We start from the raw sequence: 24709 nt of genomic DNA on the forward strand, positions 1-24709 counted from the left end.
TGACTCCTTTGAATGGACTAATTCAGAATTACCGCCATTATTCTCGGTAACGGTCGGTTGCGCGGCCCGCTCGAGGGTGTGAGAGCCGTCGATCGGTCGCGGAATCGGCGGGGCCCGGGTCACAGATACAGTGAACACCATTCAATGACATTCAATGGTATTCAGCGGAAACGCTTATCAAGGATGACGACGTAGAGACTGGTGATGACGGACGACTCCGACCAATCGCCCTGGTTCCCGCCTGCGATGTTCGCCGAGCAGATGCAGGACGCCGGAGAGCAGGTCGCCGAATCCCAGCAGGAGATGTTGAAACAGTTGCTGCAGGCGAGTTCCGCGAATCCGCTTCAGAACGCGTCGAACCCTATGAACATGGGAACGGCGACGTTCAAGGCTCGCGTCCAGAGCGGCGGTCGGATCAGCATTCCCGAACCCGAACGAGACGCCCTCGACATTCAGGAGGGTGACATCGTTCAGACGATCGTCGTCCCCGTCAAACGAAACCGCGAGGAGTAACCAATGACACAGAACCCATTCACCGCAGTCTTCGACGCACAGCGCACCGCCATCGAACAGAGCCAGAACTTCACCCACGACGCCCTCGAGGCGCAGCAGACGTCGTTCCACGCCTTCGTCGACGCCGTCGAGTCCTCGAGCGACGTCGTCGAATCCAACGCCGACCTCACCAAGGGTGCCGCCCACGCCTACCTCGACGCCGTCGAGGCCTCGCTGCCGGAGGAGAGCGCCGACTTCGAAGCGCTCCGCGAGATGATTGACGAGGGCGTCGACTCCGCGACCGAGGCCCAGACCGAGTCGCTCGAGTCCATCGCCGACGCGCTCGAGGAGTCCGGGGCCGCCTACGACGAGTTCGCCGCCAGCTACACCAACGTCGTCGACAGCTCCTTCGACGCCGCACTCGAGGCCCACGAGCAGATCGAGCAGAACGCGTCGGTCGTCGCCGAGAACGTCGAGGACGCCGCCGACGAGTTCGACGTCTCCGCGTAACCGTCCACAGCCTTTTGTTCACACACCCCAAATTTTCTGCCAATGACAGACTCACCACCCCAGTCACAGAACTGGAACGCATTCGTCGAACAGTGGAACGAGCAGTTCCTCGACGCGCTCGAGGACAACATGGAAGCGCAGGCCCGATTCGTCGAAAGCTGGTCCGAGACCGTCGGCGAGATGTCCGAGGATGAGGAGATCTCAGAGGGGGTCGAGGGCTACGCTCGGGCCTACGAGACGTGGATGAACGCCTCACAGCAGATGGTCGACCGGATGAACGACACGCTCGAGGGCGAGGACGTCGAACTCGAGGAGTTCCGCGACGTCTGGCTCAACACGGCTAACGACGCCTTCAAGGAGGTCATGTCGACGACCGCCTTCGCGAAGATGACCGGCGAGACCGTCGGCGACGTGCTGGAACTCCAGCAGCAGGCCGACGAGGCCGCCGAGGAGACGCTGCACACGCTCGGATTCGCGACCGAAAGCGACGTCGTCGAGGTTGGCGATCGACTCGTCGAACTCGAGCGCCGTCAGCACGCCGTCGAGCAAAAACTCGACCGCGTTCTCGACCACCTCGAAGAGCAATGAAGAACCCGTATACGACCGTCCTGGAGATGCAACGCCAGGCCTGGGAGGGCGCCGCCGGCCTCGCCGAGAAGACGCGGGTCGCTCCGGATCGGACCGAGACCATCGAGAACACCGAGGTTGGACAGACGCCGAGCGAAGTCGTCTACGAGGAGAACAAGCTCAAACTTCTCCACTACGAGGCGAAGACCGAGGAGCAACACGACATCCCCATCCTCATCGTCTACGCGCTGATCAACAAGCCGTACATCCTCGACCTCCAGCCCGACCGCTCGGTGGTTCAGACGCTGCTCGAGGCCGGGTTCGACGTCTACATGATCGACTGGGGCGAGCCGTCGGCGCTCGACCGCTCGCTCTCGCTCGACGACTACGTCAACCGCTACATCGATAACTGCGTCGACGAGGTCCGCGAGCGCTCCGGTCAGGACGCGATCAACATCCTCGGCTACTGCATGGGCGGGACGATGTCGGCCATGTACGCCGCCCTCGAACCCGAGAAGGTCGAAAACCTCGCACTGATGGCGGCCGGTCTCTGTTTCACCGGCGAGGGTGGCGTCCTGGAGCTCTGGGGCGCCGAAGACTACTACGACCCCGAGACGGTCACCGACACCTTCGGCAACGTCCCGGCGGAGTTCTTAGACGTCGGCTTCGCGCTGATGGATCCCGTCGCGAACAACGTGACGAAGTACGTCCGGTTCTACGACAACATGGAGGACGAGGACTTCGTCGAGAACTTCGCCCGGATGGAGCGCTGGCTCGACGAGGGAATCGACGTCGCGGGCGTCGCCTACGAGGAGTTCATCGAGGACATCTACCAGGAGAACAAGCTGGTCGAGAACGAACTCGAGCTCGGCGGCGAGCGCGTCGACGTCGGCGAGATCGACATGCCCGTCCTCCAGATCGTCGCGGAGTACGACCACCTCATCCCGCCGGAAGCGTCCAAACCGTTCAACGAGGCGATCTCCTCCGACGACACCGAGATCATGGAGTTCCCGACGGGACACATCGGCATGTCCGTCTCCTCGCGGAGCCACGCCGAACTCTGGCCCGACGTTTGTGACTGGTTCGAAGCGCGGTCGGACGGGGAGGGCGAGACGCCTCCGGCGTCTCGTGAAGGCGGCGAAGCCGTCGGTGCCGAGGCGACCGAACCGGAGACGCCCGCGCCCGAGGAGCCGGACGCCGCTCTCGCCGAAGACGTCGAGGGCAACGAGACGGGTCCCGAAGACCTCTCGGAAGAGGGGGGTACGACCGCCGAAACGGCCGAAGCGAATCCCGGTGCCGACGTTGACGCCGAGACGAGCGAGCACCACGGCGCGGACCGATCGGACGAAGAGATTATCGAGCGCGGCGAGGACGACATCCAGGAGGAATCCGCCGAACCGGGCGAGATGAACGTCGACGAGGACATCGTCGAGGAGGTCGCCGACGAGACCGCTTCGTCGGCGATCGAGTCCGAAACGGACGACCTCACCGACCTGAACGGCGTCGGACAAGCCTACGCCGACGAGCTCGCCGCGGCCGGCGTCGAGACGTTCGACCAACTCGCCGCCGTCGACACTGCGGAACTCGCCGCCGAAACGGAAATCCCCCCGAGCCGGATCGAAGACTGGATCGAACAGGCCCAGCAGCGGTAACGGACTCGCGATACTCCGGTTTCTGCGACCTCACTCCGTGCGCTTCGGGCGGTTGCACGGTTCGAAACGGCCGAGAACGGCGCCGACCGAAAGTGTTCTTCTCGATAGCGTGTACTGAACCCTAGCAGGTCGTTATATACCGTCGGTCGTCGAATATTCAGTAACGATGTCCATGGACGGACGCACCTGTGTCATCACAGGATCGGCGCGCGGGATCGGACGCGGGATCGCAGAACATCTCGGCGAGAAGGGGGCAAACGTCGTCATCAACTACCGGTCATCCGAGGGGGCAGCACACGAGGCGGTCGAGGCCATCGAAAGCGCCGGTGGAAGTGCCGTCACGGCGCAGGCCGACGTCTCCATCCTCGAGGACGTCGAACACATGCGTGAGGTCTGCCACGAGGCGTTCGGCCCGGCCGACGTCCTGGTGAACAACGCCGGCATCACCGCCGACAAGCAGTTCACCGAGATGACCCGCGAGGAGTGGGACCGCGTGATGGACGTCAACTTAGGCGGGATGTTCAACTGCACCCAGACGTTCTACGACGACATCTGGAACGCCGACGAGGGACGGCTCATCAACATCTCGAGCGTGGTCGGCAAACAGGGGAACTTCGGCCAAGCGAACTACGCCACCGCGAAAAGCGGAATGTTCGGGTTCACCCGGACGATCGCGCTCGAACTCGCCCAGGGCGGTTCGACGGCGAACTGCGTCGCACCGGGTTTTACCCGAACGGACATGGTCGAGAGCGTTCCCGACCACGTGCTCGATCGCATCATCGCCGGCATCCCGCTCGAGCGCCTGGCGGAGGTCGAAGACATCGCCGCCGTCGTCTGTTTCCTCGCGGGGCGGAACTCCTCGTACGTCACGGGCGAAGTGATCGACGTCAACGGCGGGATGGACCTGTAGCCGCGAGGAACCGATTTATCGTCGAGTGCGACGGCGCCTCAGTTCTCCGTTCTCGAGCGCGTCGCTAACCGCGATCTCGTCTCCCGGTTCGACGTCCTCCGAGAGCAAAAGCGCCGTCCCCGTTCGAGAGCGTCAGCGGCGGGCGTCCGGTCAATCGTCGATACGAGCGTGACTGCTATCCGTCGAATCAGGTCGAACGAGCGGCGGATGAGAGATATTGTGTAACTATGTTACTAAAGATATATAAGAAGAGATAAATACAACCGATCGGATTCATTCGTCGGAATGGATGAAAATAACAACGGACTAGATGACTCGTACGTAAGCCGCCGATCGCTTCTTCGTGCAGGCTCGAGCGCCGTCGCCGGCGTCGGGCTTACCGGTATCGCCGCCGCGGATTCCGGAGAGAATCTCGAGGTGAACGTCGGATTCGAGAACGAACGCGGTCGGAGTGCGGCAGCAGAGGCGGCGACGGAGGTCCGCCGCGAGTTCGCTTTCGACGCGATGACGATGACCGTCCCGGAGCAGGCGATCTCGGGACTGCAGCGCAACCCCAACGTTCGCTACGTCGAAGAGGACGGCGAGATGCAGGCGTTCGACCAGGAGACCCCGTGGGGGATCGAGCGGGTCGACGCGCCGGTAGCTCACGACGCTGGTGAGGACGGAGACGGTGCGGATATCGCGATCATCGATACCGGGATCGACTCGACACACGAGGCGTTACAGGGCGTTCTCGGCGAGGGGGCGTCGTTCACCGGCTGCGGCGGGCTCACCTGTCTCCTCGGCGGAAACGGGAACGACTGCAACGAGTCGTGGGACGACGACAACGACCACGGAACGCACTGTGCGGGGACGGCCGTCGCACCGGACGACGGAACCGGCGTCGTCGGCGTCGCGACGCAGGCGACGTTGCACGCCGTCAAAGTCCTCAGTTGCCTCGGAGCCGGCTCCAACTCGGATATCGCCGCCGGTATCGAACACACGGCCGAGCAGGGCTGGGACGTCGCGAGCCTGAGCCTCGGCGGCGCCCAGTCGGACGTCGTCTCCGACGCCTGCACGTACGCCCACGATCGAGGCGTCTTCCTCGTCGCAGCCGCGGGCAACGACGGCTCGTGTTCCGACTGCGTGAGCTATCCCGCCGCAGAGCCGGAAGTGGTCGCCATCAGCGCGACTACCGAGGACGACGAACTCGCGGGCTTCTCCTCGACCGGTCCGGAAGTCGAACTCGCCGCACCGGGCGAGGACGTCTACTCGACGGTCGCTGGCGGCTACGATACCTTCTCCGGCACGTCGATGGCGTGTCCGCACGTCGCCGGCGCGGCGGGGCACCTCATGTCCAACGGGTACACCCACGAAGAGGCTCGCGATCGCCTCTGCGAGACGGCCGAGGATATCGGCCTCGACGACAACGACCAGGGACACGGTCTCCTCGACGTTGCCGCCGCTCTGGACGTATAGACGAGACGGCCGTTTCGACTTTTCAGCGCGTTCGCTTCTCCTTCTCGAGCACGCGGACGTTCTCGATGCCGGTGTCCGGATACTGGCCCTCGGCGTCCTTCTCGACGGCCTTGACCATGTCCCAGACGACGTTCAGTCCGGTCGTGACGCCCTCGAGGGCCTCCATCTCGCAGCCGGTCTTGCCGGTCGTCTCGACGGCGACCTCGAGTTCGATCCGGTCCTCGCGCAGGTCGAACTCGGTGTCGACGTTCGTGATCGGGATCTGGTGACACATCGGGATCGTCTCCCAGGTGTGTTTCACGGCCTGAATCGCGCCGACGCGGGCCGTCGCGAGCACGTCGCCCTTGCCGACCTCGTTCTCGCCGATCGCCTCGATCGTCGACGGCTGCAGGCGGATCTCACCCGCAGCGATCGCCCGGCGCTCGCTGTCCGGTTTGTCGCCGACGTCGACCATCTGGACGTCGCCCTCGTCGGTCGTGTGCGTGAGGTCGTCGGCTGCGGGATCGTCCGCGGACGGGGTCGCTCCCGTTTTGCGCTCGTCACTCATCGGCACCACCCCAGAGCACCGGGGGAATCTCCTCGAGCAGATCCGACGCGAAGTAGCCCTCGCCCATCGTCTCCGAGGTGCGTTCGCCCGCGACGCCGTTGACGTAGGCGGCTGCAGCGGCGGCGTCGAGCGGGTCGGCGTGCTCGAGCAGCGCGGCGGTGATGCCGGCCAGAAGGTCGCCGGTGCCGCCGACGGCCATCCCCGGCGTTCCCGAGCGGCTGATCCGAGTGCGCTCGCCGTCGGTCGCGACGTCGTCGACGCCCTTCGCGAGCACGACGTGACCGAGGTCGGCGGCGAACGATTCGACCGCGTCGGCGTCCTCCTGCAGCGAGTCCGTGTCGGGGCCGCCCATCTCCGCGAGTTCCCCGCGGTTAGGCGTACAGACGATCGTCGCCTCGGTTTCGATGTCGGGGACGATCGAGAGCGCGTCGGCGTCGACGACCGCAGGGCCGGTGTAGGACTCGAGGAACTGCCGGGCCGCCTCGAGCGTCTCCTCTGCGGTCCCGAGTCCCGGGCCGAGAACGACCACGTCGTCGTGGCGCTCCGCCGTCTCGACGAGGTCGTCGACCTGGTCGGGAGTGAGCGCGTCGCTCTCGTAGGGCTGGACGATGAGGTCCTCGGCGTAGCCCTGGATCTCGCCGGCGACAGAGTCGGGTGCGGAGACGAACGAAAGCTCCATCCCGGCTCGCAGCGCGGCCTGTGCGGCGAGTGCGGGTGCGCCCGTGTAGGGGCCGCCGCCGATGACGAACGCGCGGCCCGCTCTGCTCTCGGGTTTGGCGAGCGTGACGTCGCCCGGACCGGCGAACCGCTCGGCCGCGGCCGGGATACCGATGTCGGCGACGGTCACCTCGGCCTCGAGGTCGGGAAGGCCGGGTTTCTGGTCGTGGAACGTGACGACGCGGTCGGCCTCGACGGCGTCGTCTGCGCGCTCACCGTCGTCGGTGTCGAACCCGGAGGGGACGTCGACCGCGATCACCGTCGCGTCGCTCGCGTTGATGGCCTGTGCAGCGGTCGCCGCGGGCTCTCGCAACTCGCCGCTGATTCCGGTTCCGAGCATCGCGTCGACGACCACGTCGCAGTCGGGAAGCTCGAGGTTTCGGGAGTCCGTCACCTCGCGAGTATCGTAGTCGGCCGCCCGCAGCGCCTCCCAGTTCTCGCGAGCGATGTCGGTCCCGATCGTTTCCGCGCGCCCGAGCAGGAGCGTCGTGACGTCGTACTCGTCTAAAAACCGGGCGGTAACGAACGCGTCCCCGCCGTTGTTCCCGCGACCCGCGACGATGGCGACGCTCGAGCCCGGTTCAGCCACCTCGCGGACCACGCGTGCGACCGCGTGTCCGCTCGACTCCATCAACTGCTTTCGCGGTACGCCGAGTGCGTCGGCGTTCTCGTCGACGGCAGCCATTCGCTCGCTTGTGATCATGGTCGTGGGTTCGACGGGGCCGCCGTTGAAGATTGCGGACGAAACGCTCAACGGAGTCGGGCGCCTACGACTGCCGTGAACGTCTTCTGGCTCGACCAGGATCCGCGGCTGGCAGCCCGCTATCACTGCGACGAGCACGTGAACAAACTGCTGCTCGAGGCCGCGCAGGTGCTGTGCACCGCGGCCCGCGAGAACGGATACGACGCCGAGTTCCTCTACGCCTCGACCCACGTCGGCCACCCGGTCACGCAGTGGGCCGCGGAGTCGCGGGCGAACTGGCTCCGCCTGCGAGACCACGCCGAAGCGCTCAATTCCGAGTTCGTCGAGCGCTACGAGAAGGAGACCGACCACGCGAGCTGGCAGGTGATCGAGCGGATCGAGCCGGACGCGATCGAGTTCCCCGCCGACGAGCCGACGCCGCGACCGCAGGCGATGCCCGAGGAGTACAGACGGCCCGGCGATCCGGTCGCCGCCTACCGGGCCTACTACGCGGGCGAGAAAGCCGACTGGGCCACGTGGGCTCACACCGACGAGCCGGCGTGGCTCGCCGAGTACCTGTCCGCAAGCGACGACGCTCACGCCGAACGGTAAGCGAACTCAGTACCGGACCTCGAAGCCGTCCTCGCCCGCTGGCTCCTCGTACTCGACCGCGACGTCCTCGACCTCGGCCGCGGAACTACCCTCGTGGCAGAACTCGAGCATCGACTCGACGGCGTCTTCCGGCCCCTCGAACACCGCTTCGACGCGGCCGTCCTCGAGATTTTTGACCCAGCCGTCGACGCCCTCCTCGCGAGCCGCGTCGCGAGTGGTTGCACGGTAGTAGACGCCCTGTACAGTGCCCGAGACGAAGACGCGTGCGCGGGTTCGATCGGCCATGTGCGAGCCGTCACCGGCGACCGGCAAAAATCCAGCCGTCTCGTCCCGGACGGTCGTCCACTGATCGGCGGAAAACCGATAACGGGAGAAGCCTCGAGCCCGAACGTCGACGGTGTTGTGACGGAACGCTGTCGCGGCGGAGGCCGCACTGCCCTCGAGCGGACGAACGCCGACGGGATCGACGCGGAGAGGTGTCGCTGATGGGACCCATCGACCGCTTCGAGGAGGAGTTCCTCGACGTCTCGAACGGCCGCGCGACGCTCCGCGAACTGCTCGAGTTGCTCGTCGGTTCGATCGTGTTCGTCCTCGCGGCGAGCGCGCTTACGTTCCACCTGCTGGGATCGACGGCCGCGATCTACGTCGCCGGCGGACTCGCGGTCGTCTTTACGATTACGATCGTTTCACAGGCGTATTGGGGTATTACCGGACGTGCAGATTACGGCGAGTGAACCGGTTTCGAGCGAACCGCGCGGCAGAAATTAGTCCTCGGTTCGCAGGTGGTGGAAAACGTACGTCTGCGCGTAACCGGCGTACTCGCCGCCGAACCGTTCCCGAAGCGCTCGCGAAGTCGCCGCGTACGAGCCGCAGTCGCAGTCGGGATAGTGGTCCTCGATCGCCGATCTGAGCCACGTGTCGAGCGGGACGGCCTCGTCGAAGCCCAGCGAGAACAGCAGGGTGCAGTCGGCTACCTTGTCGCCGACGCCGACGAACCGCGTCAGGTAGTCGCGGGCATCCTCGTACTCCAGGTCGCGAGCCTCGGCAGGGTGGGCCTCGCCCTCGGCGACCATCTTCGCAGTTCGAACGACGTACGGTGCTCGATAGCCGAGCCCGAGGTCGCGAAGTTCGCCTTCGGTCGCCGTCGCGAGCTGGGCCGGCGTCGGGAACGCGTGGTAGGTCTCGCCGTCGAACGAAACGGCGTCACCGTACTCGCGAGCCAGCGTCGAGACCATTCCGTGAATGCGGTCGACGCGCATCTGAGCCGAACAGATGAACGAGATCAGCGTCCCGAACGGCGGATCGTCGACCAGGCGCATCCCGCGGTGGGCCTCGTAGGCCTCCCGGAGCAGCGGATCGTCGGGGGCGGCCGCGACGATAGCCTCGAGATCGTCGTCGAGGCGCAACAGCCGGCGAACGAGCGGTTCGGCGTCGATCGTCGATTCCCACTCGAGTCGTCCGTCCCGGCTGCGAACGCGGACGACGGCGCGGGACGAAGCGGTTTCCGAGCCGTCGACAACGGTGTAGTACCACTCGTCGGATGCCGGCGTACCGCCGTACATCTCGCCGTCCGTCCGCCGCCAGAGGTAGCTCTGACCGCTCTCGAGCGTGCGGTACAGATCGAATCCGCCGGACAGGTCATCGAGTGCGATTGCGCCGGTCTCCATCTGTGCGAGCCTTCGCGAGCGACGGCTTGGGCCTTTCGAACCGACCACGAACTGGCCCGCCCACGGCGGCCTCTCACGCTTCGGGGCGAACCTTCATACTGTAGGCGACGGTATGATTTCGTATGCACTGCAGGGTTGTCGTCGAAGCTGCCGTGCCGGTATTCGACGTGGAAACGGAAGACGAGTCGATCCGTATCGCCATCTCGAAGACGGGCGAGATGTTGAACCCTGATCTGAACTACGTCGAGATCAACATGGGCAAGCGTACCTCGCCGTCGGGCGAGGAGCTCCCGCCGGCGTTCATCGCAGCTGACGAGGCGCTCGTCGCACTCGAGCTGGAGATGACCGTCTTCAACGTCGAGCGCGAGGAACACGCCTCGCGTATCGCACGCAAGGAGATCGGTCAGCGCCTCGAGAACATTCCGCTCGAGGTTATCGAAGTCGAAACGATCGAAGACGAGGACGACGAGGACGAAGCCGAGAGCGAGAGTTCGGAGTCGACGGCGGACGAGGAGACGGCCGACTCCGAGGCGGAATCGGGCGACGAGGACGACGAAATCCTGCCGGAGTTCGAGGATCTGGTCGAGTAGTTCGATACGTTTCGTCCAGTTCGATTCAGTTCAGGAGCTCGGCGTCCGTCGTGAACTGGAGAATACCGAGATCTAGTCTCGCCAGTGCCCAGGTAACGATCGAAGGAGACTTCGTGACGATTAGTCTGCGGTAGCGGCGACGGCTTCCTGCTCGTCCTCGCGCATGTTCGTCGTGATTCCGCCGGCGAGCGCGAACACGGCAGCCTTGTGATCAGTCTTCGATTTGTGGATCGATGTCGGTCGAATACCACGCGACTCGTACTCTTCAAGATCAATCTGACAACCGTTCCACTCCGCACACTGATTCGATACCTCGGCGAGAAGGCCGTGAAGGTGAATGAGCTCCTGCTTCTTCATAACCATCCATTCCTATCCACTGCAGGGTTATATTATTATCTTGAGTCGCGCTAGCACGGAACCCCTGTCGAATCAAGTGCCTGTCACCATTCCGATTGAATCGAAGGGGCTGCTTACACGGCTGAAATCACTCGACTGTGCCGGTGATAACGATTCGTTTCGGTTCTAATCCGGGGTTTCTATCCAGCTTGTGACATACAAATTCAGGGTAGTTAAAACGTCGTTATTACGTGAACTATCCGGAACGAAACCGGCGACCGAAAAAGGCGGTAGCGAACCGTTTATCCGAGTTGTTTCAGCGTCTGGAGATCGCGGTCGGTCCGCGTGAACTCCGCGGTCCGACGAGAGGCGTGACAGTTCGGGCAGTGAAACATTTCGGCGGCGGCGGGAAGTTCACCAGGAGAAACCTGCCAATCTTTCGCACACTCAGGACACAACAGTTGAACGGTCGTTTCGTCCATGCTACACTGTTTCACACAGGAGTTGAAAAACTTTGTCGCAGTCGTATTCCAGGTAGCGTAAAAAGGCGGCTCGAATCCCCGAGTACCCAACCGCTTCGTTACGCCGGCGCTGCCGAGTCGGAAGCCTCGAGCAGTTCCTTGTAGCGGTTTCGGATGGTGACCTCGGAGATGCTGGCGACCTCGCTGACGTCGTTCTGAGTGACCTTCTCGTTGGTCAGCAGTGCGGCCGCGTAGACGGCGGCAGCGGCGAGGCCGACCGGGGACTTGCCGCTGTGGACACCCTCCTCGCGGGCCGAGTCGAGCAGATCGCGAGCCATACGCTCGGTCTCGTCGGAGAGGTCGAGGTCGCTGACGAACCGCGGGACGTAGTTCTCGGGATCCGCGGGCTGGACCTCGAGACCGAGTTCCCGGATGATGTACCGGTAGGTTCGGGTCAGCTCCATCTTGTCGACGCGGCTGACGGCCGAGATTTCGTCGAGGCTGCGCGGCGTGCCGGCCTGACGGGCGGCCGCGTACAGCGACGAGGTCGCGACGCCTTCGATCGAGCGACCCGGGAGCAGGTCCTCCTCGAGGGCGCGGCGGTAGATGACCGACGCGGTTTCGCGGACGTTCTCGGGGAGGCCCAGCGCGCTGGCCATCCGGTCGATCTCGCCGAGAGCCTGCTTCAGGTTGCGCTCTTTGGAGTCGCGGGTGCGGAACCGCTCGTTCCAGGTGCGAAGCCGCTGCATCTTCTGGCGCTGGCGACTCGAGAGGGACTTGCCGTAGGCGTCCTTGTCCTGCCAGCCGATGTTCGTCGAGAGCCCCTGGTCGTGCATCATGTTGGTCGTCGGGGCGCCGACGCGGGACTTCTCGTCCTTCTCGGCGGCGTCGAACGCTCGCCACTCGGGACCGCGATCGATCTCGTCCTCTTCGACGACGAGACCGCAGTCCTCACAGACCGTCTCGGCGTGCTCGGCGTCGGAGATGACCCGACCACCGCACTCCGGACACTGCTCTCGCTCTTCCGTCTGCGAGGTTGTCTCTTCCTCTTCCTCGTTCTCTCTGGTGTACGTTCGGATGTTCGAGTCTGTCATGGTGTATTGGGATGGTTACTCGGGGCTCCCGGGTGGGGTAACCAGAAGAAACCCGGTCGCCTCGGCTAACATATAGTTAGACCGTAATCCATATAAAGATTTCGCCTACTTTATAAACTAACCGGCATTCCTGTTATATATGTTCCGGTTACATAGTGATTAATCGTGATCGTGAGAAGTGTCGATCGATCTACGCGACCGTAAACAGGTGGCCCTCGGTCGGAACGTCGAAGAGACCGACGCGAGCACCCGCGTCGAGCCACGCGTGACCGTACGAAAACGACGCGAGCGCGTTGACGAGGTCGTCCCGTTCGCGAAAGTGCCGTCCGTCCTCGAGATACGACGCCGCCATCTCGTAGCAGTCGTCCGCCGCGTCGGCCATCGGCGTTCCTGCCGGTGGAGCGACCGACGCCGCCTCGAGCGCCTCCGCGAGCAACTCGCCGTACCGATCCGTCTTCTCCTCGAGATCCGCAGCCATACCCGACTCTTGTCGGTCGCAACCGTAAGTGCGTCGTCGAACGGCGAACAGTATCGGGAGAACAACAGCACACATTTCAGGATGGGTGGGAGACACTCGTAAGATGCGATTGCTCCAGGTGCTCGTTCCCGGCGAGAAACGGGACGAAGCACTGCGAGTGCTCGACGACGAGCAACTCGACTACGTCCGGACCAACGAGTGCAGCAACGAGGCCGACGCCGAACTCATCACGATCCCGGTTCCGACCCAGGCCGTCGAACACGTGCTGACGTCGCTTCGAGAGACCGGTATCGAAGACGAGTTCATCGTCGTCTCGTCGATCGAAACCGCACGTACGCCGCGGATCGCGGAACTCGAAGAGCGGTTCGTCAACGGCCGCGAGGAAGACGATAGCATCTCTCGTGCAGAGATCCGGAGCAAGGCGTTGAATATGACTCCAGGACGGGTCACCTACTACGTGATGACCCTGCTGAGCGCGATCGTGGCGACGGCGGGGCTGTTGCTCGATTCGCCCGCGATCGTCGTCGGATCGATGGTTATCGCGCCACAGATCAGCGCGGCGCTGACCGGGACCGTCGGCCTCGTTCTCGACGATCGCCGGATGTTCTTCGACGGCGTCTTCTCGATGGTCGCCGGACTCGTCGTCGCCATGCTCGGCGCGTTCGCGTTCGCCTGGTTGGTTCGGTCGGGCGGGTTCGTTCCGGGCATCATCGACATTACGGCGATCGAACAGGTGCAAAACCGGATTTCACCGGGGCTGCTCGCACTCCTTGTCGGCGTCTGTGCCGGCGCTGCGGGCGCGTTCGGTCTCGCGACGGCGATCCCGGTCTCGCTGGTCGGCGTGATGATCGCCGCCGCGCTCATTCCGGCGGCTGCGGCGGTCGGTATCGGCATCGCCTGGGGAGACGTCGGCGTCACACTCGGCGCGTTCGTCCTAGTCGCGGTCAACGCCACGTCGATCCTGCTCGCCGGCCTCGCCGTCTTCTGGTATCTCGGCTACCGACCCAAGGAGTGGAACCCCGGAAACCTCCGGGCGAATCTTACCAAGGACCGACTCGGCGCGGTCGCCGTCATGATCCTCGTCAGTGTGGTCGTCCTGGCCGGCGCCGGACTCGTCCTCGGACAGCACGTCGCCTTCGAGAACGAGGTCAACGACGAGGTCAGGTCGGTGCTCGACGACGACACCCACGAGGAGATCGAGCTGGTCGAACTCCAGACGGAGTTCTACGACGGCGGACTGGTCGCCGACGAAACGAAGGTAACGATAGTCGTTCGCCGCCCGGCAGACGCGCCGTATCCGGAGCTCGCCTCGATCCTGGAGCGGTCCATCGAGGACCGGACCGGCCACGACGTTACCGTCTCCCTCGAGTTCGTTGAGGGGGCGGCTGCGGACGAACAGACGGCGCTGTACGCCCGACCGGTGTCGAGAACGCAAGGGGTTTAGGCGCAGTTTCCTAACAAAGGGGTATGAGCGAACAGCCCCGCGTCGAGATCTATACCAAGGAGGAGTGCCCCTATTGTGAGAAAGCGAAGGACCTCTTCGACAACAAAGGGGTTGCATACGAGACGTACAACGTAACCGGCGACGACGACCTGTTCGAGGAGATGATCGAGCGGGCCGACGGCCGCAAGACCGCTCCCGAGGTGTTCATCGACGACGAACTGATCGGCGGCTGGGACGACACCAGCGCGCTCGAGGAAACGGGCGAACTCGACGAGAGGCTGGGCATCGCCACCGACGGCGGCGAGGAGGTCGAACACCGGAAGCTGATCATCGCCGGCACCGGTATCGCCGGGCTTACCGCGGCGATCTACGCCGGCCGCGGTGACAACGAGCCGCTGGTCATCGAGGGCGACGAACCCGGCGGCCAGTTGACGCTGACGACCGACGTCGCGAACTACCCCGGCTTCCCCGAGGGGATCAGCGGTCCCGAACTCGTAAACAACATGAAAGAGCAGGCCAAGCAGTTCGGGGCCGAACTCGAGAACGGTATCGTCGACTCCGTCGAGCGCGTCGACCCAGGCTCGACCGCAACCCGGAACCCGACGGGTTCGGGTGACGCCGACTCCCACCTGTTCCGCGTCGAACTGACGAACGGCGACGTCTACACCGCCGACGCCATCATCGCCGCCTCGGGCGCGAGCGCCCGCACGCTCGGCATCCCCGGCGAGGACGAGCTGATGGGCTACGGGCTCTCGACGTGTGCGACCTGTGACGGCGCGTTCTTCCGCGACGAGGACATGCTCGTCGTCGGCGGCGGCGACGCCGCCATGGAGGAGGCGACCTTCCTCACGAAGTTCGCCGACACCGTCTACATCGCCCACCGGCGCGAGGAGTTCCGCGCCGAACAGTACTGGATCGACCGCGTCCACGAGAAGGTCGAAGCGGGCGAGATCGAGATCATGAAGAACACCGAACTGACCGAGATCCACGGCTCCCAGGCGGAGGGCGTCGACCACGTCACGCTGGTCGAGAACGATCAGGGCCACCCCACCGACCGGCTCGACGACCCCGAGACCAACGAGTTCGAGTTCGACGTCGGCGCCGTCTTCTTCGCCATCGGCCACACGCCGAACACCGACTACCTCGAGGGCACCGGCGTCACGATGGACGCCGAGGGCTACCTCCGCACCCAGGGCGGCGACGGCGGCGGCCAGACCGAGACCGACGTCCCCGGCATCTTCGGCGCCGGCGACGTCGTCGACTACCACTACCAGCAAGCCGTCACGGCCGCCGGGATGGGGTCGAAGGCCGCCCTCGACGTCGACGAGTACCTCGAGGATCTGGAGCGAGCCGACTCGAGCGCCGAAACCGAGGCGGCCGCGGCGGACGACTAACCGTTCTACAGGCGGAGCAGGCCGAGGCGGTTCACTGCGCTCGTTCTTCCCAGCGATTGGCGACCAGCGCCGCGATCACGACGCCGAACGTGAGTCCCGACGACGCGCCGAGAAAGAGGTCGTCGAAAATCGCGACGAAGCCGACGGCGATCACGATCCCGCAGGCGAAGCCGATCGCGAGCGCTTTCGCGGTTCGTTCCCGGTCCGTCATCGCGGTTTCGCTCCGTTGATCGGCGCGTTCTTCATCGTCGTCACGTGATCAGCGCGACGGCTTCAACTGTTCGGCTCGCGACTCGAGTTCGCGAACCGAGTCAACAGTCTCGCTCGATGACCGTGTAGTGATTCGGATCGTCCTCGTACTCGCCATCGATCGGGCTAGACTGGATGAGCCGGTACACCGTCACCTGCTCGACCTGCCCGTCGTGCTCCGCGTTGGCTTGCACGCACGCCCAGTCGGCGTACTCCTCGGCGACGATGTCGAGGGTGTCCTCCCGTCCGGAATCACGGACCAGGCTCATGTACTTGCGGTGGCGGAAGGTGTCGTACTCCTGGGACGCGTCCGGGGGCCGGTCCATGGTCACGTTTCCGCCCCGAAACGCGTCGACCGACTCTCCGGTTTCTAACTCGGCTTCGACGACGTACCAGCCGTACGATTCGGACGGATCCGGTGCGTACAGTCCCCACTTTTGCTGGTCGACGTGGGTGTGATCGATCTCGTCGGGAACGTCCACGCCGGCCGCGTAGCTTGCGCTGAACAAAACGATCCAGACGATAGCGAGGACGCCAGCGACCGTCACGAGCGATCGACCGAACTCGACGGTAAACGAAGCGAGCGACTCGTAGCCGTTCCTCTGGAGGCGATCGAGCGCGCGACGTTCGACGGGGGGCCGGCCGAGCGGACCGAGCTGTGCCGCCGTCGGACGACGATCGAGCCACCGAGACGGGATCGGCCGCGCGAGCGCGTCCCAGAACGGCGCCGTGAGATACGGGATCACCGACGCGGTCAGCACGAACGGAAACAGGCCGACGGATAACGACACCAGCATCCCCGCGAACGAACCGATGTAGACGAGCGCGAAGAACGCGCGTGTCCGTCCGTCGGTCAGCAGAAGAAACGCGATCGATCCGGTCAGCAGGAGTATCCACGCCCAGTTGAACGCTTCCAGGAGCGACGGATAGGCGCTGAGGTGGTTCCCGAGGTAGACCGTCATCACGTCGTTGGCGAGCGCAATCCGGACCGCCTCTCCGGCGTACCAGGATTCACCCCCGTGTTTGAGATAGGCGTTCGACGCGAACACGGCGAGGGGCTGGGCGAGAAGCGCGACGGTTCCGAAGCTGACCACGCTGGTTCGAGCCGAGCCGCGACGAAGGGCATCGATCGACCACCGCTCTCCTAACGGAGTCAAAAGCGCGACCAACAGCAGGACTCGCAGCAACCGGTCGCCACCGTTGAGAAGCGCCGGGTTTCGCGCGTGTAGCGAGAACACCAGTACGAGCGAGACGAATCCCACCAGCCGGGTCCGATAGCCCAGGATCAGCGCGAGGGCGAACAGTCCGGCGAGCGCGAACATGAACTGCTGAAACCACAGTTCGCCAGACGCTGCGTGGAGCGAGAGGCCGGTGTACTGACTGTACGTCGTCTCGTACGCGGCCACCGAGTGGACGCCGTTGTCGGTGTAGAACACATCGATGTACGCTGCCCGCTGGAGCAGGTCGAACAGGATGATCGAGCCGAGCGCGATGCGGAGGGCGGCGAGGGCTCGCGTATCGATCGTGAACCGCGACCGAACGCGCTTGCGCGCCGGCTCGAGGGCGTCCCAGAGCCGGCGGCAGCTGTCGGCGAGCGGCTGTATCCGACCGTCTCGTTGTTGCGTATCCATGGTTCTCGCGTCCGCCTCGGCTAGAGCGACCGGTGCCGGATCGCGCGCATCCGCGGCCCGGTTGACTCCGCGTTACGTTGCTGGAGGGCGACGTGATAGTCTGTGTGAATTTCACCAGTATAAGTTTTCTGTACTGATACGTTGGGTAGACCTCGGGTGTGAACTAGTGAGGAACGTGTCGTACTCGTTCGACGCTCGAACCGCTTCGGGAGGGAACGTCTCCGACGGGCGATCGCCACCAGCTCGACGTGGACTCGTGTTCGGCGGCTCGTCGTGGCGGGAACGCCGTCGCTCGGTGAGGTCCATCGTTGTACAATGCGTTTCACGAACGCGCCGTCAGCTACGGTCTCGAGGCTGTGTAAGCGCTTCGAGAACAGCGACTGCTGTCGCTGGCGGCGTAGCGTCCGAAAGAAAGGCGAAATGTCGCAAGAGCCGGACGAAGTCCGGTAGTTAGTTACCGTTTAGTTCTGGCGGCGGAGCGCCAGCATGGCGGCGGCGAGCAGCGCGACGAGTGCGACAGCGACACCGAAGCCGGGCGTGGAGTCGTCGTCCTCGCCGTCGTCCTCGGTACCGTCGTCTTCAGCTTCGTCGTCTTCAGCGTCGTCGTCTTCAACGCCGTCGTCCTCGACGCCGTCGTCCTCGACGCCGTCATCTTCTTCGCCGTCGTCTTCAACGCCGTCATCCTCAGCCTCGACGGTCAGCGTGCCGGAGTCCGAGGCGTCGTCAACGGTAGCCGTCCACTCGATGTCACCTTCTTCGCTAGTGTCGAAGTCGTAGCTGAAGGTCTCGGACTCACCGCCCTCGAGTTCGAGATCTTCGCTGTATTCTTCGTCACCGACAGTGACTTCGAGCGTCGCGTTACCCGCTTCGTCACCGTCGTTCGTGACGGTCACGTCGAGCGTAGCGTCCTCGTCAACGTCGACTTCAGACGGTGCGTCACCGACGACGTCGAGGGCTGCTTCGCCGTCGTCAGCTTCACTGACGGCACCAGTGGCTTCAGCATCGTCAGCGTCGCCGCCAACGTCCGAGGCCGTCAGATCGAATTCGACGCCATCTTCGAGGTGGGAGAAGTCGAACGTAGCGGTCCAGTCACCGTTCTCGTCGACTTCAGCAGTCTTCTGGCTGAAGAAGGCGTGATCGCCACCCGTCTGGGCAGTCACATCGACTTCAGCACCGGATGCGAAGTTCGAGGTACCGGAGATTTCCTGGCCCTCGTCGTTCTCGAGTTCGTATTCATCTTCCGTGAACTCCACAGTACGCTCGTTCACGGTGAATGCGGTTTCGAGGTCCGCGTCTTCACTCAGGAAGTCGTTCTTGTCAGAGTCGACTTCGAACGTGAAAGTGAACTCTTCACCGTCATCAATGCGGTCATCATCGAGCAGGTTGCTCGTGTCGATGACATAGTAGACCTGGTCGCTGTCCTGGTCGTAGATCGTGTCGTCAGGAGTGAGCTCGACTGGGTCCTGGTTCATACCAGGTTCAGTCTGCTCGAGGGTGACGTCGATACCCTGGTTGGACAGATCGTAGCCGTAGATACCGCTTGCTGCAACTTCGATCACTGCGAGGTCGCCTTCAGCAACCTCACTGTCGTCGTTGAGGTACTCGCGAAGTTCCTCAGCGTCTTCGTAGTCAGCGCCACCGTTGGCCTTCTCGACCGTTGCGCTGTCAACCGAACCTTCCTGCAGGTTCAGCGTACCACGGTCCTTCTGATCGCCCTGCACTTCGAGGCTCGTGTCGTAGGAGCCCGTTGCGAGGACATCAGTCAGGCTTTCGTGGGTGTCAACGTCAACGACGTTGTTACCGTTGGCGGAGAGGACATCCGTATCGTCGCCAACGTCAGTTTCGTCACCGGCTGCAGCGGTGTTGAAGTAGACGGTAACCTCACCGTCGTCTTCTTCATCGTAGACAGTTGCGTTGATCATCCAACCTTCGTCCTCACCGCCGATAGTGAGGTCAGCCTCGTCCGTGTTCTCAAGGTTGATCGTGATCGCAGCAACGTCACCGAGGGTCTCGGAGACAGAGTTGTCATCGAACTGCGCGTCAACGTCACCAGCGTCGACAATTTCGATGTCATCAGATGCAGAGACACCGGTGTCTGCGCTCGTGAAGGTGAACGTGTATTCACCAGTGTCGACGTCAGTGAAGTTGCCGTTCAGGGTCTGGTCGTTTGCAACGTTCGAGATGAGGACCGTGTCATCATCGTGCTTCGTGACATCCTCTTCATCGAAGAGATCGACAAGGTCGTCACCGTTGAGGTTGTCGGCTTCAACGAGGAGGTCCTGGGTACCACGGTCGTCATCAACGTTGATGTCGACCTCCGAACTCATGTCGGTGGCGGTGTCAGCCTGGAATTCAACGCTCAGGTCCTGTTGGAGGAGCGTGAAGGATGCGTTAGTGGCGGTGTCCGTTCCGGTTTCGGCACCGGTCGCATCGAAGGTGACCCACTTGTTGTTGTTGTTCTGAATCGCGAAGCGGTCGTACTCGTCAGCGTCCAGACTGGACGTGTCGAGGGTCGCCTCGCCGTCACGGATGTTGATCTGGGTTTCGAAGCTCGTGTCCTCGTCACCCTCAACACCGTAGACGTTCCAAGTCGCGTTCAGGCTCTGGTTAGTGGTAGTGAAGTCTAGTTCTTGTCCTGCCCAGTACGTCTGTCCGCTATCGAGGTTTTCAGTTTCGTCCTCGTGATCGGCAACAGCAGTGCCCGGAAGGGCAGCTGCCATCGCGAAAACCGAGAGGACCATAAGCGCGGCCAGGAACACTGCGCGTCCCTTTTCGCGGAATGAAGTTTCGCTTGTCATTTATTGTTGTCTTGTCGTTGGTTTGGTTGGTTTGCGTGCGATTCGGGTGGAAAGCGAATCAGCCATATGCCGTGTCGCAGCCGACTCGCCCCGGGTAGGGGTAACCGCTTCTTTTTGCAAGTGTGTAATAAGCTTTCTGTCTTATACCTCTCATTCTCTATAGGTAGTCAGTACCACTATCACCGCGTTTGAGCGATTCTACGCGCTGATCTACAGGTCAGTCACTGAACTTCGGAAGGTACGAATTTACTGAGTATACCGTCTCCAAATACGTATTTTTGAGAAGGAACTCGATTCTACAATCAATGAAAGAGGTCGGACATAGTTGATTCAATCCTTCACCCTTCGAAGCACAAGACAGTATCACGTCCTGACCTGACGCACGAGCGATCGAACCAGAAGAGACTTTATTCAGTTCTTCGAACAGGTCGAAGATGACACTGCACCGACGGAACCTGCTCAAGCTCACCGGCGCGACGGCAGCGGCCGCGGTCGGCACGACCGCGGGCTGTCTCGAGACGGTCGGCCTCGAGGACGGCGGCGAGGTGCCCGCCTACGCGAACTGGCTTCACCTGGACGCGGACGGAGACGTCGTCTTCGCGTACGTCGACCGGGGGGCGCTCGAGTCGCTGGACGAACCGGACCCGGAGGAGGACGAGGACCCGGACGACTGGGGCGACGACGAGGACGCGATGATCGCCTACCCGATGCTCGGCGCGTTCGTCGGCATCATGGGCGCCGGCTTCGGCCTCTGGGGAACCGGCCTGATGGGCCTCGTACAGTCGGAGGGCGATGACGCGGACGACGAAGACGGATCCACCGCCGGCGACTTCGAGACGAACGTCGCGGAGATCCTCTGGGTGAACGACGCGATCGTCCTCGCCGGCGAAATCGACACCGAAGAGATCGACGCCGAACTGACCACCGTGCCGGACGACGACTTCTTCGCGAGCGAGTACGAGCGGACCGGCGAGATCGGCGACTTCGAGCGCTACGAGCCGAGCGACGAGGACGCGATGGGCCCCGCCGTGATCGCCGTCAGCGAGGACGCGATCGTCTTCGCGGGCGACGACGAGGACGTCGACACCGAGGAGCTGATTCGCGGACCGATCGAGGCCCGCGAGGGCGACACCGCAGCCGACGCGGAGCCCGACGTCGAGTGGCTGCTCGAGGAAGCGGGCCACGGCCAGCTCGTCTTCGGCGGCTACGTAAGCGACGGAGATGACGCCGATAACGCGAACGATCCGGCCGACGACGAGGAGGCCGCGGACGACGCGGAGTTCGACCAGTTCGAGCGGGCGACCGGCATCTGTAGCTCGCTCGACCTCGAGGACGACGGCGCCACCGGCGCGTTCGCCGCGCTCGGCGACGATCTGACGGCCGACGAGTCCGAACTCGAGGGCGCACTCGGCTCCTCGGCCGCCGAGGCGACGATCGACGTCGACGACGACCGGATCACCGCGTCCGCGACCTGGGAAGAGGACGTGACCGACGAGCAGGCCTGACGGACCGTTTTCGCCTCCACCTCGATTCATCTCGAGTTCGTGCTCGAGTCAGCAGTTTCGGTCCTCGTCGTGACTAGCCGCAGTCGACGGCTCGCTAGCGAGGAGGTACTGGAGAGGTGCGGAGGAGTTCGAAATTACTCGAGCGCCGACGAACCCTCGACCTCGTCGCGACGGTACCGATCGATTCCCCAGACGAGCACCGCGAGAGCTCCTGCGAGGAGCGCCGGCCACCGGTCGCTGCTCAGGTAGAGCCCGCCCGCGGGCGGCCGATAGTCGGTGAACGGCCAGAAGACCGCGTAGGCCCGCCCGGTCGGGCTCATGAGCGTGAGATCCAGGACGTGGTGCGAGGCGGCGCCGATCGCGACCAGCGCGAGCGCGTGCCAGCGGTACTCCGGAGCAACCAGAAGCGAGACGAGGAGCACGGCGACGATCGTCCCGCCGAGCGTGTGCAGCGGCGACCAGGAGAACGGAACGCCGAGCAGCGACCGGACGACCCAGTCCGAGACGAACAGGTCGGCCTTCGCGAAGTCCGGCGAGAGCGCGCCGAGCATGACCAGCGTGACGTGGGCCGGTCGCATCCGCTCGTACCTGAACGAGAGCACCATCCCGATCACGTAGCCCACGATAACGTGGGTGAGGACGTCAGCCACGACGCTCACCCCCGCTCGAGCGGGCGCTTCCCTGGGTCGCGGAAACGGGTTCATCGCGCGCTCGCGCGTCGGAGGCCGAATCGAACGATCGTTCACGGTCGGTCCCGTCGGTATCGTCACGCGAGCGCGCCCGGTCGCGCGGAACGAACGCGAGTCGCTGGAGGTCGAACCGCCAGTCGCGGACGAGTCGGCCGGCGACCCAGAGGCCGCCGAGCAGCGAGACGAGGACCATGTACCGCGTCTCGGAGGGCTGCTGGACCGTCGCCCGTTCGACGACGAGCGTCGACTCGTCCTCGAGCGTCCCGTAGGCCGACATGTGGTCGCCGGTCTCGAGCGGCTCGTCGGTGTTCTGGACGTGCTCGTCGGCGTCGACCAGGGTGAACCGGCCGTCGCCGCTCGCCCACGTCGCGAGCACGACGGGGTCGGTGTCGACGACGAAGCCGCCGAGGACCACCTGCTCGCCGACGTAGGCCTCGCGATCGGGCGTGACCTCGACCTCGTTCGGCACCTCGCTCTCCAGGGGGGTGACGGGTGACGCGCCCGTCCAGACCAGGAGTCCGACGAGGGCCGCGAGGAGGAGGCCGGCCGCGACGGCGCGACCGAGCTGACCGAACGGTTCCCGTGTCATCCTCTCGAGGGAAGGCCAAGCTCGTCAAAGGTTTTCTGTTTCGGAGGGATGCAACGCGTTCGGCGTGGAAAATCGGTGTCGATCGCGTGGCGTCTGGTTCGAGTACGGCCTCAAGGAACCCGGCCCGCGTTGTTCGTGGATCCGCAGTTCCCCCTCGCCATCGTCAGCGAGACGAGGCAGTCGCGTTCTCGGCAACTCGCGAACCGTGCCGACGTGATCGTTCGTGGTGAGACAGCAAACGGCGTCAGCCGTGAGCGAATAAGGGAAGGAGTTCAGCCCTGTCGACGGAGTGTCAGCATGGCGGCGGCGAGCAGCGCGACGACTGCGACGCTGACACCGAAGCCGGGCATACTATCTCCCTCGTCGTCCTCACCGGCGGCGTCTTCCTCGGCAGCATCATCTTCGTCCGCATCCTCCTCGTCGGTGACGTTATCATCGGACTCTTCTTCGTCACCCTCGTCGTCGGCGACGTCATCGTCAGCATCCTCTTCGTCGGTGGCATTATCGTCGGCCTCTTCGTCCGCGTGCTCTTCATCATCGTTTTCCTCGTCACCATGCTCTTCACCGGCGTACTCCTCGTCGGCGTCTTCCTCGTCAGCGGAGTCATCGTCACCGGCGTCATCGTCAGTGTCTTCCTCGTCAGCATCCGATTCGTCTGTGTCTTCGTCATCAGCGACGTCATCGCCCGTCTCATCGGATTCTTCCTCGTCAGTCTCTTCGTCCGCGTCCTCCTCGTCGGCATCGTCGGTAACGGTGAGGACACCGGAGGCTTCCTCGTCACCGGCGGTGATCGTCCAGTCGTATTCGCCCTCGTCGAAGGCGTATCCTTCGGCAGTGAAGGTGATGGACTCCGTGTCGTCCGAGCCGACAGTGACCTCCTCACTGACCACTTCACCGCGGATTTCGAAGACGACGTCAGTCGTGACCTCCTCGTCACCGGAGTTGGTCACGGTAGCGTCGAACACAGCCGATCCGTTGGTGTCAACCGAGTCCGTCCCGTCGACCGACAGTTCGAGTCCGTCGTTCGCAGACGCATCATTCTGTGCGGTTACCGCGCCTGCAGCCACTACCGACATAGCGACCATCGACACGATCAAAAGTGCGGCGACGACCACTGTACGACTCTTTTCGCGGTACGATGTTTGGGTTTCCATGTGTTTTAGGTAGGTATTTCGGTTGGGGAAGCGATCCACCGACGAGTTACTGCCGACTCATCAGCGTCAACCTGCGGCGACACGTCTTCAGCCTCGAGAGCGGTATCGAGCGCGTACTGCCGGCCAGCAACGGGGGAATAGCGGACGCCGGTCGCGGTTGCTCTCGTCCGCAGACCATCCGGGTGTACACGTGATTCATTCTCATTTTCGGATCGCTTGCTATCGGTTCGATGCTGGCTCTTTCCCGGTGAATTCGTGGCGGTGAGCGGGGGTGGTACCCGTTATGTCTGGTTTCGTTGACTGACGCTCCGCCCTGAAGGACACAGGTATTTATCATAGATTCTTTCCTTGCAAATGCCCCTCGAAGATCGACGCGAAGTTCGAGACCTGGACATTCGACGACCTCAAGATGGATTCGTGGACCTTCGGCGAGGTTGTCTCGTTGGGGATCGACGAGAAAGTTAAGGCCGTACTCGCTGGTGA

At 63.6% G+C, this 24709-nt stretch carries 26 protein-coding genes; 12 read left to right on the forward strand and 14 right to left on the reverse strand.

Features of this window, described 5'->3' with window-relative positions; all coding sequences use genetic code 11:
* Positions 1 to 204 precede the first annotated feature (204 nt).
* From NED97_RS12220 to NED97_RS12245, 6 genes are all read left to right on the forward strand, one after another.
* Positions 205 to 513, forward strand: coding sequence for an AbrB/MazE/SpoVT family DNA-binding domain-containing protein (locus NED97_RS12220; RefSeq protein ID WP_252487312.1), 309 nt, complete (start codon positions 205 to 207; stop codon positions 511 to 513).
* 3 nt (positions 514 to 516) lie between these two features.
* The gene (locus NED97_RS12225) at positions 517 to 1002 is read left to right on the forward strand and encodes a hypothetical protein (protein ID WP_252487313.1); all 486 of its coding nucleotides are present in this window, start codon (positions 517 to 519) and stop codon (positions 1000 to 1002) included.
* A gap of 42 nt (positions 1003 to 1044) precedes the next feature.
* Positions 1045 to 1590: a poly(R)-hydroxyalkanoic acid synthase subunit PhaE gene (locus tag NED97_RS12230; RefSeq protein WP_252487314.1), complete on the forward strand. Its 546-nt coding sequence runs from the start codon at positions 1045 to 1047 to the stop codon at positions 1588 to 1590.
* Positions 1587 to 3221: a class III poly(R)-hydroxyalkanoic acid synthase subunit PhaC gene (phaC, locus tag NED97_RS12235; protein ID WP_305884778.1), complete on the forward strand. Its 1635-nt coding sequence runs from the start codon at positions 1587 to 1589 to the stop codon at positions 3219 to 3221. The genes NED97_RS12230 and phaC overlap by 4 nt, the downstream gene beginning before the upstream one ends.
* A 166-nt stretch (positions 3222 to 3387) precedes the next feature.
* Complete coding sequence (fabG, locus tag NED97_RS12240; RefSeq protein ID WP_252487315.1) at positions 3388 to 4131, forward strand: 3-oxoacyl-ACP reductase FabG; 744 nt, start codon at positions 3388 to 3390, stop codon at positions 4129 to 4131.
* 285 nt (positions 4132 to 4416) lie between these two features.
* Positions 4417 to 5589, forward strand: coding sequence for a S8 family peptidase (locus NED97_RS12245; protein ID WP_252487316.1), 1173 nt, complete (start codon positions 4417 to 4419; stop codon positions 5587 to 5589).
* Positions 5590 to 5611: 22 nt separating this feature from the next.
* On the opposite strand, the gene moaC is transcribed toward NED97_RS12245, so the two are convergent.
* Both moaC and NED97_RS12255 read right to left on the reverse strand, forming a co-directional pair.
* Positions 5612 to 6136 carry a cyclic pyranopterin monophosphate synthase MoaC gene (moaC, locus tag NED97_RS12250; RefSeq protein ID WP_252487317.1) on the reverse strand — a complete coding sequence of 175 codons (525 nt, stop codon included), beginning with the start codon at positions 6134 to 6136 and terminating at the stop codon, positions 5612 to 5614.
* Complete coding sequence (locus NED97_RS12255; RefSeq protein WP_252487318.1) at positions 6129 to 7556, reverse strand: NAD(P)H-hydrate dehydratase; 1428 nt, start codon at positions 7554 to 7556, stop codon at positions 6129 to 6131. The genes moaC and NED97_RS12255 overlap by 8 nt, the downstream gene beginning before the upstream one ends.
* Before the next feature lie 75 nt (positions 7557 to 7631).
* On the opposite strand from NED97_RS12255, the gene NED97_RS12260 reads away from it, so the two are divergent.
* The gene (locus NED97_RS12260; RefSeq protein ID WP_252487319.1) at positions 7632 to 8147 is read left to right on the forward strand and encodes a hypothetical protein; all 516 of its coding nucleotides are present in this window, start codon (positions 7632 to 7634) and stop codon (positions 8145 to 8147) included.
* Between the two features lie 6 nt (positions 8148 to 8153).
* On the opposite strand, the gene NED97_RS12265 is transcribed toward NED97_RS12260, so the two are convergent.
* Positions 8154 to 8432: an acylphosphatase gene (locus NED97_RS12265; protein WP_252487320.1), complete on the reverse strand. Its 279-nt coding sequence runs from the start codon at positions 8430 to 8432 to the stop codon at positions 8154 to 8156.
* A 200-nt stretch (positions 8433 to 8632) separates the two neighbouring features.
* On the opposite strand from NED97_RS12265, the gene NED97_RS12270 reads away from it, so the two are divergent.
* Positions 8633 to 8881: a hypothetical protein gene (locus NED97_RS12270; RefSeq protein ID WP_252487321.1), complete on the forward strand. Its 249-nt coding sequence runs from the start codon at positions 8633 to 8635 to the stop codon at positions 8879 to 8881.
* 30 nt (positions 8882 to 8911) lie between these two features.
* On the opposite strand, the gene NED97_RS12275 is transcribed toward NED97_RS12270, so the two are convergent.
* Positions 8912 to 9814 carry a DNA-3-methyladenine glycosylase family protein gene (locus tag NED97_RS12275; protein WP_252487322.1) on the reverse strand — a complete coding sequence of 301 codons (903 nt, stop codon included), beginning with the start codon at positions 9812 to 9814 and terminating at the stop codon, positions 8912 to 8914.
* A gap of 122 nt (positions 9815 to 9936) precedes the next feature.
* On the opposite strand from NED97_RS12275, the gene NED97_RS12280 reads away from it, so the two are divergent.
* Positions 9937 to 10404: a DUF555 domain-containing protein gene (locus NED97_RS12280; protein WP_252487323.1), complete on the forward strand. Its 468-nt coding sequence runs from the start codon at positions 9937 to 9939 to the stop codon at positions 10402 to 10404.
* A 120-nt stretch (positions 10405 to 10524) separates the two neighbouring features.
* On the opposite strand, the gene NED97_RS12285 is transcribed toward NED97_RS12280, so the two are convergent.
* From NED97_RS12285 to NED97_RS12300, 4 genes are all read right to left on the reverse strand, one after another.
* A complete protein-coding gene (locus NED97_RS12285; RefSeq protein WP_252487324.1) occupies positions 10525 to 10761 on the reverse strand; it encodes a UPF0058 family protein in 237 nt (78 codons plus the stop codon).
* 281 nt (positions 10762 to 11042) lie between these two features.
* Entirely contained in the window at positions 11043 to 11222 is a 180-nt protein-coding gene (locus tag NED97_RS12290; RefSeq protein WP_252487325.1) for a DUF7836 family putative zinc-binding protein, read from the reverse strand.
* Positions 11223 to 11320: 98 nt separating this feature from the next.
* Positions 11321 to 12295: a transcription initiation factor IIB gene (locus tag NED97_RS12295; protein WP_252487326.1), complete on the reverse strand. Its 975-nt coding sequence runs from the start codon at positions 12293 to 12295 to the stop codon at positions 11321 to 11323.
* Between the two features lie 190 nt (positions 12296 to 12485).
* Entirely contained in the window at positions 12486 to 12773 is a 288-nt protein-coding gene (locus NED97_RS12300; RefSeq protein WP_252487327.1) for a DUF357 domain-containing protein, read from the reverse strand.
* A 103-nt stretch (positions 12774 to 12876) separates the two neighbouring features.
* Between NED97_RS12300 and NED97_RS12305 the strand changes: the two genes are divergently transcribed.
* Both NED97_RS12305 and NED97_RS12310 read left to right on the forward strand, forming a co-directional pair.
* Positions 12877 to 14217, forward strand: coding sequence for a TIGR00341 family protein (locus NED97_RS12305; RefSeq protein ID WP_252487328.1), 1341 nt, complete (start codon positions 12877 to 12879; stop codon positions 14215 to 14217).
* Between the two features lie 23 nt (positions 14218 to 14240).
* Positions 14241 to 15611 (forward strand): FAD-dependent oxidoreductase, encoded by a 1371-nt coding sequence (locus tag NED97_RS12310; protein ID WP_252487329.1) that lies wholly within the window; start codon positions 14241 to 14243, stop codon positions 15609 to 15611.
* A gap of 31 nt (positions 15612 to 15642) precedes the next feature.
* On the opposite strand, the gene NED97_RS12315 is transcribed toward NED97_RS12310, so the two are convergent.
* The 3 genes from NED97_RS12315 to NED97_RS12325 form a co-directional block, all read right to left on the reverse strand.
* A complete protein-coding gene (locus NED97_RS12315) occupies positions 15643 to 15822 on the reverse strand; it encodes a hypothetical protein (protein ID WP_252487330.1) in 180 nt (59 codons plus the stop codon).
* Between the two features lie 100 nt (positions 15823 to 15922).
* Positions 15923 to 17491 (reverse strand): HTTM domain-containing protein, encoded by a 1569-nt coding sequence (locus NED97_RS12320; RefSeq protein WP_252487331.1) that lies wholly within the window; start codon positions 17489 to 17491, stop codon positions 15923 to 15925.
* A 461-nt stretch (positions 17492 to 17952) separates the two neighbouring features.
* Complete coding sequence (locus NED97_RS12325; RefSeq protein ID WP_252487332.1) at positions 17953 to 20289, reverse strand: DUF7827 domain-containing protein; 2337 nt, start codon at positions 20287 to 20289, stop codon at positions 17953 to 17955.
* A 434-nt stretch (positions 20290 to 20723) separates the two neighbouring features.
* On the opposite strand from NED97_RS12325, the gene NED97_RS12330 reads away from it, so the two are divergent.
* Positions 20724 to 21794 (forward strand): hypothetical protein, encoded by a 1071-nt coding sequence (locus NED97_RS12330; protein ID WP_252487333.1) that lies wholly within the window; start codon positions 20724 to 20726, stop codon positions 21792 to 21794.
* A gap of 134 nt (positions 21795 to 21928) precedes the next feature.
* Here the strand turns inward: NED97_RS12330 and NED97_RS12335 are convergent, their stop codons facing one another.
* The 3 genes from NED97_RS12335 to NED97_RS12345 all read right to left on the reverse strand — a co-directional run bounded on the left by NED97_RS12335 (position 21929) and on the right by NED97_RS12345 (position 24148).
* Complete coding sequence (locus tag NED97_RS12335) at positions 21929 to 22498, reverse strand: metal-dependent hydrolase (RefSeq protein WP_382206777.1); 570 nt, start codon at positions 22496 to 22498, stop codon at positions 21929 to 21931.
* Positions 22437 to 23072: a hypothetical protein gene (locus NED97_RS12340; protein WP_252487335.1), complete on the reverse strand. Its 636-nt coding sequence runs from the start codon at positions 23070 to 23072 to the stop codon at positions 22437 to 22439. Before NED97_RS12340 ends, NED97_RS12335 begins: the two co-directional genes overlap by 62 nt.
* 272 nt (positions 23073 to 23344) lie before the next feature.
* Complete coding sequence (locus NED97_RS12345; RefSeq protein WP_252490621.1) at positions 23345 to 24148, reverse strand: PGF-CTERM sorting domain-containing protein; 804 nt, start codon at positions 24146 to 24148, stop codon at positions 23345 to 23347.
* Positions 24149 to 24709 lie beyond the last annotated feature (561 nt).

Origin of the sequence: Natronococcus sp. CG52 (assembly GCF_023913515.1) — an archaeon.
GTDB lineage: Archaea > Halobacteriota > Halobacteria > Halobacteriales > Natrialbaceae > Natronococcus > Natronococcus zhouii.

Bases quoted from the DNA above. Each gene is read 5' to 3' on its own strand.
- NED97_RS12285 (WP_252487324.1), bottom strand. From the start codon at position 10,761: ATGAAGAAGCAGGAGCTCATTCACCTTCACGGCCTTCTCGCCGAGGTA.
- NED97_RS12310 (WP_252487329.1), top strand. From the start codon at position 14,241: ATGAGCGAACAGCCCCGCGTCGAGATCTATACCAAGGAGGAGTGCCCC.
- NED97_RS12280 (WP_252487323.1), top strand. From the start codon at position 9,937: ATGCACTGCAGGGTTGTCGTCGAAGCTGCCGTGCCGGTATTCGACGTG.
- NED97_RS12300 (WP_252487327.1), bottom strand. From the start codon at position 12,773: ATGGCTGCGGATCTCGAGGAGAAGACGGATCGGTACGGCGAGTTGCTC.
- NED97_RS12335 (WP_382206777.1), bottom strand. From the start codon at position 22,498: ATGAACCCGTTTCCGCGACCCAGGGAAGCGCCCGCTCGAGCGGGGGTG.
- NED97_RS12295 (WP_252487326.1), bottom strand. From the start codon at position 12,295: ATGACAGACTCGAACATCCGAACGTACACCAGAGAGAACGAGGAAGAG.
- NED97_RS12305 (WP_252487328.1), top strand. From the start codon at position 12,877: ATGCGATTGCTCCAGGTGCTCGTTCCCGGCGAGAAACGGGACGAAGCA.
- NED97_RS12220 (WP_252487312.1), top strand. From the start codon at position 205: ATGACGGACGACTCCGACCAATCGCCCTGGTTCCCGCCTGCGATGTTC.
- NED97_RS12325 (WP_252487332.1), bottom strand. From the start codon at position 20,289: ATGACAAGCGAAACTTCATTCCGCGAAAAGGGACGCGCAGTGTTCCTG.
- NED97_RS12330 (WP_252487333.1), top strand. From the start codon at position 20,724: ATGACACTGCACCGACGGAACCTGCTCAAGCTCACCGGCGCGACGGCA.
- NED97_RS12345 (WP_252490621.1), bottom strand. From the start codon at position 24,148: ATGTCGGTAGTGGCTGCAGGCGCGGTAACCGCACAGAATGATGCGTCT.
- NED97_RS12230 (WP_252487314.1), top strand. From the start codon at position 1,045: ATGACAGACTCACCACCCCAGTCACAGAACTGGAACGCATTCGTCGAA.
- phaC (WP_305884778.1), top strand. From the start codon at position 1,587: ATGAAGAACCCGTATACGACCGTCCTGGAGATGCAACGCCAGGCCTGG.
- NED97_RS12320 (WP_252487331.1), bottom strand. From the start codon at position 17,491: ATGGATACGCAACAACGAGACGGTCGGATACAGCCGCTCGCCGACAGC.
- NED97_RS12290 (WP_252487325.1), bottom strand. From the start codon at position 11,222: ATGGACGAAACGACCGTTCAACTGTTGTGTCCTGAGTGTGCGAAAGAT.
- moaC (WP_252487317.1), bottom strand. From the start codon at position 6,136: ATGAGTGACGAGCGCAAAACGGGAGCGACCCCGTCCGCGGACGATCCC.
- NED97_RS12245 (WP_252487316.1), top strand. From the start codon at position 4,417: ATGGATGAAAATAACAACGGACTAGATGACTCGTACGTAAGCCGCCGA.
- NED97_RS12225 (WP_252487313.1), top strand. From the start codon at position 517: ATGACACAGAACCCATTCACCGCAGTCTTCGACGCACAGCGCACCGCC.
- NED97_RS12255 (WP_252487318.1), bottom strand. From the start codon at position 7,556: ATGATCACAAGCGAGCGAATGGCTGCCGTCGACGAGAACGCCGACGCA.
- fabG (WP_252487315.1), top strand. From the start codon at position 3,388: ATGTCCATGGACGGACGCACCTGTGTCATCACAGGATCGGCGCGCGGG.
- NED97_RS12315 (WP_252487330.1), bottom strand. From the start codon at position 15,822: ATGACGGACCGGGAACGAACCGCGAAAGCGCTCGCGATCGGCTTCGCC.
- NED97_RS12275 (WP_252487322.1), bottom strand. From the start codon at position 9,814: ATGGAGACCGGCGCAATCGCACTCGATGACCTGTCCGGCGGATTCGAT.
- NED97_RS12340 (WP_252487335.1), bottom strand. From the start codon at position 23,072: ATGACACGGGAACCGTTCGGTCAGCTCGGTCGCGCCGTCGCGGCCGGC.
- NED97_RS12265 (WP_252487320.1), bottom strand. From the start codon at position 8,432: ATGGCCGATCGAACCCGCGCACGCGTCTTCGTCTCGGGCACTGTACAG.
- NED97_RS12270 (WP_252487321.1), top strand. From the start codon at position 8,633: ATGGGACCCATCGACCGCTTCGAGGAGGAGTTCCTCGACGTCTCGAAC.